This window comes from Kitasatospora sp. LaBMicrA B282 (assembly GCF_050325825.1).
Lineage (GTDB): Bacteria > Actinomycetota > Actinomycetes > Streptomycetales > Streptomycetaceae > Kitasatospora.
The window spans coordinates 1-6,010 of the sequence record NZ_JBNQTI010000285.1 but is presented as its reverse complement, the minus strand read 5'-3'; the positions used below and the strand labels follow the sequence as shown (position 1 = coordinate 6,010).

The following is a 6,010-nucleotide window of genomic DNA, read 5'->3' as shown; positions in this document are numbered from 1 at the left end:
CGGCTGCCCCGGCAGCCGCCGCGGCCCGCGGGCCGCGGGCGGCCCGGGCCGGCCGCTCGGCGACCGGCGGCAGGGTGCCCTTGAGCGGCCCCCACTCGTTCGGGTCCGGGACACCGGGCGGCTGCATCTTGCGCCGCGCCGGGCCGGCGTGGTCGTGGTCGCTCTCCCCCGGCTCCTTGGCCCCTGGCCAGGCCTTGGCGACCCGGGCGGCGAGCACGAACTCCTTGCGCAGCGGGTGGCCCTCGAAGCCCTCCGGCAGCAGCAGCGGGTCCAGGTGCGGGTGACCGGTGAAGTCGATGCCGAACATCTCGTGCGTCTCGCGCTCGTGCCAGCCGGCACCGGCGTAGACGCCGACCGCGCTCGGCAGCGCCGCGCCCGCGCGCGGCACCCGGGTGCGCAGCAGCAGGTGCCGCACCGCGCGGGCGTCGCCGACGGCAGCCAGGTGGGCGCAGACCGCGAAGCCCTCGGCGAGCTCGTCCACCGCGCTCAGCCAGTCGAAGAAGCGCAGGCCGAGGCCGTCCCGGGCGGCGGTGAGCGCCTCGGTCCAGTGCTCGGCGGGCACGTCCACGGTGAGCAGGTCGTAGGCCGCCGCGGCGGTGGCCCAGGGGCCGATCGCGGCGGCGGTGGCCGCCTCGGGGGTCTGCGCGGGGGCGTCCTCGGCGGGCGTCTGCGCCGGGGCGTCCTCGGCGGGGGTCTGCCCGGCGTCGGCGGGTCTGCTCTCCGCGCCGCTCGAAGGGCCGGTCACGGGATCGGTCACTGGGCACCCCCCGGGCCCGGCACCAGCGGGCAGCGCAGCGCGCCGACCGAGGGGCCGGTGTAGCGCTCCGGCAGCGACTCTGCGGCGATCTTCTCCTGGAGCTTGAGGATGCCCTGCAGCAGCGCCTCGGGCCGCGGCGGGCAGCCGGGCACGTAGACGTCGACCGGAATGATCTGGTCCACGCCCTTGGTGACCGAGTAGGAGTCCCAGTAGGGCCCGCCCGAGTTGGAGCAGGCGCCGAAGGAGATGACGTACTTGGGCTCGGGCATCTGCTCGTAGAGCCGGCGCACGGCCGGGGCCATCTTGTCCGTCACGGTGCCCGAGACGATCATCAGATCGGCCTGCCGGGGCCCGGGCGCGAACGGGATCACGCCCATCCGGATGAAGTCGTGCTTGGCCATCGAGGCCGCGATGAACTCGATCGCGCAGCAGGCCAGGCCGAAGTTGAAGCACCAGAGGCTGTACCGCCGCCCCCAGTTCAGCACCACCTTGACCGGGTCCGGGGCCAGCCGGGACAGCGGGCCGAGCCGGCGCTGTTCGAGGGCGCCGGGGCCCGGGTGGGCGGGGTCGGGCAGTCCGAGCGGCACCGGCCCGCCGGCACCGTGGCCGGCGGAGTGGCTGTGGGTCACGTCCATTCCAGGACCCCCTTCTTCCAGGCGTAGAGCAGCCCGACCGCGAGGAAGCCGAGGAAGACGAACATCTCCACCAGCGTCGCCGTGCCGTACCCCGCGGCGGCGAACACGGTCGCCCACGGGAAGAGGTAGATCGCGTCGACCGCGAAGATCACGTACAGGAAGGCGTAGACGTAGTAGCGGATCTGGGTCTGCGCCCAGCCCTCGCCCACCGGGTCCACGCCGCACTCGTAGGTGAGCAGCTTCTCCGCGGACCAGACCGCGGGGCGCAGCAGCCGGTTGGCCGTGAAGCCGACCACCAGGAAGAGCACGCCGATCACCGCGAGCAGGCCGACGGCCGCGTACGCGTCGAAGTAGCCGCTGCCCAGCGCGGGGTCGGCCGCGAGGGCGGTGGCCCGGGGGCCCTCCATGCGTTCGCCTCCAGCGGTCTTTACGAATTCATAGCCTTGTTATGGCGTGAGTCTATGGCCACGGCTGGGCCGTACCGGAACCCCGCCCGACCCTTGGGACGACTCGTGGACATCTCGCCCCTCGCCGCCGCCCGTCCTGCCCACAACGCGGTGGGGTTAACCCCACACCCGGAACTCCGCCGAACCCCAGTGCGCCCGACCCCGGCCGCCCGGCAAGCTGTACCGGCCAGCTCCTCGAGGACCACCGGACGGAACGGACGCAGACCATGAAGCAGCGCGGTGACCGCGGCCAGGCCCAACCGCTGTACGGCGCCGGGATGTGGCGCCAGGCCGGGCACCACCTGGTCGGCCTGCTGTTCGGCATCGCCGCCTTCGTGGTCACCGTGGTCACCCTGACCACCGGCACCGGCCTGGCGATCACCGTGATCGGCCTGCCGGTGCTCACCCTCGGGCTGCGCGCGGCCCGCGGGTTCGGCGCCCTGGCCCGGCGGCGGGCCCGGGCCTCGCTGGGTGCCCGGGTGGCGGAGCCGGAGCCGCTCACCCCGGTGCGCCCGGGGTTGGCGGGCCGGGTACTGGCCACCCTCACCGACGGGCTCAGTTGGCGCTCGGCGCTCTACTGCGTCCTGATGCTTCCTTGGGGCATCCTCAGCTTCACCCTGACCCTGGTCTTCCTGGTGGTCGGCTGGCCGCTGCTGCCCTGGGTGGTCCGCGGGCTGAGCGCGGTGCACCGGGCGGCGGTGGAGTCGCTGCTCGGGCCGAACCGGCTGTCCGCCCGGGTGCAGGAGCTGGAGGAGGACCGCGGCGCGGTGGTCGACACCGCCGCCGCCGACCTGCGCCGGATCGAGCGCGACCTGCACGACGGTGCGCAGGCCCGGCTGGTCGCGCTGGCCATGGACCTCGGGCTGGCCAAGGAGAAGCTGCTGGAGACCGAGCTGTCCACCGAGCAGGCCTCGGCCGCCCGCATGGTGGACGCCGCGCACGGCGAGGTGAAGCTGGCCCTGCAGGAGCTGCGCGACCTGGCCCGCGGCATCCACCCGGCGGTGCTCACCGACCGCGGCCTGGACGCGGCGCTCTCCGCGGTGGCCGCCCGCTGCACGGTGCCCGGCGGGGTCCGGGTCAACGTGGACCTGACCGGCCCGGACGGCACCGCGGAGCGGCCCGACTCGGCGGTCGAGGGGATCGCCTACTTCACCGTCAGCGAGTTGCTCACCAACACCTCCAAGCACGCCGGCGCGCGCACCGCCACGGTGGACGTCTGGCGCTCGGCGGACCGGCTGATGCTCCAGGTGACCGACGACGGCCGGGGCGGCGCCACCGCGCCGGACGGCAGCCTGCGGGCCGGCGGCGGCCTGGCCGGCCTGGCCGAGCGGATCGGCGCGGTGGACGGGGTCTTCCTGGTGGAGAGCCCGGCGGGCGGGCCGACCGCGGTCACCGTCGAGCTCCCCTGGCGCACCCGGGCGGGCCGGGCCGCCTGAGCGACCCGGCCCGGCCCGCGAGCGGTCAGGAGCCGAGCGTGCCCAGGGTCACCTGGGCGGTGCTGCCGGAGCCGTTGCGGGTGTAGCCGACGGAGATCTTGTTCCCGGGCTGGAGCGAGGCCAGCGCGGTGGTCAGCGAGTTGACGGTGGTGATCTGGGTGCTGCCGACCTGGGTGATCACGTCGCCCGCCTGCAGCCCCGCCGAGGCGGCCGGCCCACCGTTGGTCACGCTGACGATCGCCACCCCGGCCGGCTGGTAACTGCCGTTGAAGTAGGGGCGGACCACCACGCCGAGCGCGGCCCGGCCGGAGTTGGTCACCTTGCCGCTGCTGATCAGCTGGTCGGCGATGTTGGTGATGGTGGCACTCGGGATGGCGAAGCCGATCCCGGTGGCGGCGCTGCCGTTCAGCTCCGGGTCGACCGCGGCCAGCGTGTTGATGCCGATCACCTGACTGGACAGGTTGACCAGCGCCCCGCCGCTGTTGCCCGGGTTGATCGCGGCCGAGGTCTGCACCATGTTGCCGATGGTGGCGCCCGGGGAGCCGCCGCCCTGCGGCTCCGTGACGGTCCGCCCGACCGCCGAGACGATGCCCTGGGTCACGCTGCTGGAGAGCCCCAGCGGGCTGCCCATGGCCAGCGTGATCTGGCCGACCGCCACCTTGCCGCTGTCCCCGAAGACCACCGGGCGCAGGCCGCCGGGCGGGCTGCTCAGCTTGATCACCGCGAGGTCGTCGTCCGGGTAGCTGCCGACCAGGGTGGCGGCCAGCTGGTTGCTGCTGTTGGCCAGGCTGACCTGGAAGTTGGTGGCGGTGCCCACCACGTGAGCGTTGGTGACGATGTCGCCCTTGTCGTCGTAGACGATCCCCGAGCCGAGCCCGGAGGCGGTGGTGATCTGCACCACCGAGGGCAGCACGTTGCCGATCACCTGCTGGTACTCGCTCTCCAGCTGGTTGGTCACCGACGGCGTGGCGGTGGCACCGGCGGAAGCGGCCGCCGAGGAGGTCGACGTGCCGCTGGTGCAACCGGCGAGGGCCAGCACGGCGCAGAGCGCCAGCGTCCCCGGCCCGACCAGCCGGGCGGCGACGGCCCGGGGCCCGGTGGGGCGCGGGCCGGACGGGCGCGGGCGGGTGTGGTCCTTCGTCGGGTGCACCTGGGTGGCCTCCGGTTCCGAACAGGCGGGGCGGCAGAACCCGACATCCGTCGGGTTTTGTCAGCATTCCACCGACATGTCCGATTTACCGTTATCGGCGCGCCGCGTCAGCGGTGCTCGGGCACCGCCGTCCCGTAGACCGCGTCCAGGGCGTAGACGCAGCGGTCCTTGCTGCTCACGAAGACCCGTCCGCCGGCCGCCACCGGAGAGCCCGTCAGCTCGCCCTTGGTGCCCAACTCCCAGCGCAGCCGCCCGCTGGCCAGGTCCACGGTGTGCAGCGAGTGGTCCCGGCTGCCCAGGTGCACCAGGCCGTCGGCGGCGGCCGGCGAGCCGACGATCTCGCCGCGCGCCGCGTACCGCCACAGCTCGCGGCCCTCCGCGGTGTCGAAGGCGAAGAGCGTCTCCCCGCTGGCGATCAGCGCGGTCCGCCCGGCCAGCAGCACCGGCTCGGCGCCCTGCCGGCTGGCCGTCCGGCCCTGCCAGCGGACCCGGCCGGTGGCCCCGTCCAGCGCGTACAGGTTGCCCAGGTAGTCGGCCACGTAGACGGACGGCGTCGCCGCCTCGTCCAGCACCGGCGGGGTGAACAGCACCACCGGCGCCTCGAACCGCCAGCGCTGCGCGCCGCTGGCCACGTCCAGCGCGTACACGCAGGTGCCCGCGGTCACGTAGACCACGCCGCCGCGCACCGCAGGGCGCGAGGGCACGTCCTCACCGACCGGGAAGCTCCAGCGCGGCAGCCCGCCCCGGGCGTCCACGCAGCGCAGCCGTCCGCCGCCGTAGTAGAAGACGTTGCCGCCCAGCAGCGCCGGCCCCGACTGCGGGTTCTCGTAGTCCTGCTGCGCGTCCTCGGCCCGCCACAGCTCGGCGCCGTTGGCGGTGGAGCGCACCTGCACCCCGCCGCCGCGCAGCCCGCAGCAGAGCACCCCGTCGGCGGCGTCCAGCGAGTAGACCCAGCCGTCCAGCGAGGTGCGCCAGCGCTCGGTTCCGTCGGCCACGTCGACGGTGTAGAGGTGCGGCCCGTCGGCGGCGTGCAGCCGCCCGGCGTCCACCGCGACCGCCCAGGCCACGTCCCGGGTCTTGTAGCGGCGCCGCCCGGTGGCGATGTCCAGCGCGTGCACCTCGAAGCTGGAGATGAACAGGGTGCCGTCGGCGACCACCGGGGTGCCCCAGACGTCGTTGGACATCCGGAACCGCCACGGGCGCCAGCGACCGGCCGCCGTCGGCGCGGGCTGCGCCGGCTGGCCGGGCTGGGCCTGCTGGGTCGACTGGCCCGGCTGGCTCGGCTGGGCCTGCTGGCCCGGCTGGGCGGCGCCGGTGCCGCCGCCGGCGCGGCGCACCCACTCGGTCTCGGCCGGGGTCGGCCCGGTGGGCGGGCGCTCCGGCTCCACGCCGTGCGCCTGCGGCCCCGGCCCTATCCGGACCGAGGCGCCGGAGAGCTGGATCTCCTGGGCCGGCTCGCCGCGGTGCCGCCGGGCGCCGAGCTTGGCGGTGGCGGCCTCGGTGTCGGTCACCGCGGGGCCGCCGGGCCGGCCGGCCACCGCGTGGGTGCCGACGGCCTGCTGCGGGACCCGGCCCGCGGCCTGGGC

Annotated in this window: 6 protein-coding genes; 1 reads left to right on the top strand and 5 read right to left on the bottom strand. The window is 75.1% G+C overall.

Annotation, left to right across the window (positions count from 1 at the left end; genetic code table 11):
* The 3 genes from ACQRUO_RS38165 to ACQRUO_RS38155 all read right to left on the bottom strand — a co-directional run.
* The coding region (locus ACQRUO_RS38165) for an NADH-quinone oxidoreductase subunit C (protein WP_428320776.1) at positions 1 to 757 on the bottom strand (757 nt) is incomplete at its 3' end.
* On the bottom strand, positions 754 to 1,392 hold the full coding sequence (locus ACQRUO_RS38160) for an NADH-quinone oxidoreductase subunit B (RefSeq protein ID WP_428320775.1): 639 nt from the start codon (positions 1,390 to 1,392) through the stop codon (positions 754 to 756). The genes ACQRUO_RS38160 and ACQRUO_RS38165, both read right to left, overlap by 4 nt.
* Positions 1,383 to 1,799, bottom strand: coding sequence for an NADH-quinone oxidoreductase subunit A (locus ACQRUO_RS38155; RefSeq protein WP_428320774.1), 417 nt, complete (start codon positions 1,797 to 1,799; stop codon positions 1,383 to 1,385). The genes ACQRUO_RS38160 and ACQRUO_RS38155 overlap by 10 nt, the downstream gene beginning before the upstream one ends.
* Before the next feature lie 266 nt (positions 1,800 to 2,065).
* Between ACQRUO_RS38155 and ACQRUO_RS38150 the strand changes: the two genes are divergently transcribed.
* A complete protein-coding gene (locus ACQRUO_RS38150) occupies positions 2,066 to 3,274 on the top strand; it encodes a sensor histidine kinase (RefSeq protein ID WP_428320773.1) in 1,209 nt (402 codons plus the stop codon).
* Positions 3,275 to 3,299: 25 nt separating this feature from the next.
* Here the strand turns inward: ACQRUO_RS38150 and ACQRUO_RS38145 are convergent, their stop codons facing one another.
* Together ACQRUO_RS38145 and ACQRUO_RS38140 are read right to left on the bottom strand one after the other, a co-directional pair.
* A complete protein-coding gene (locus ACQRUO_RS38145; protein WP_428320772.1) occupies positions 3,300 to 4,424 on the bottom strand; it encodes a S1C family serine protease in 1,125 nt (374 codons plus the stop codon).
* A gap of 107 nt (positions 4,425 to 4,531) precedes the next feature.
* On the bottom strand, positions 4,532 to 6,010 hold a 1,479-nt coding region (locus ACQRUO_RS38140; protein WP_428320771.1), incomplete at its 5' end, for a PQQ-binding-like beta-propeller repeat protein.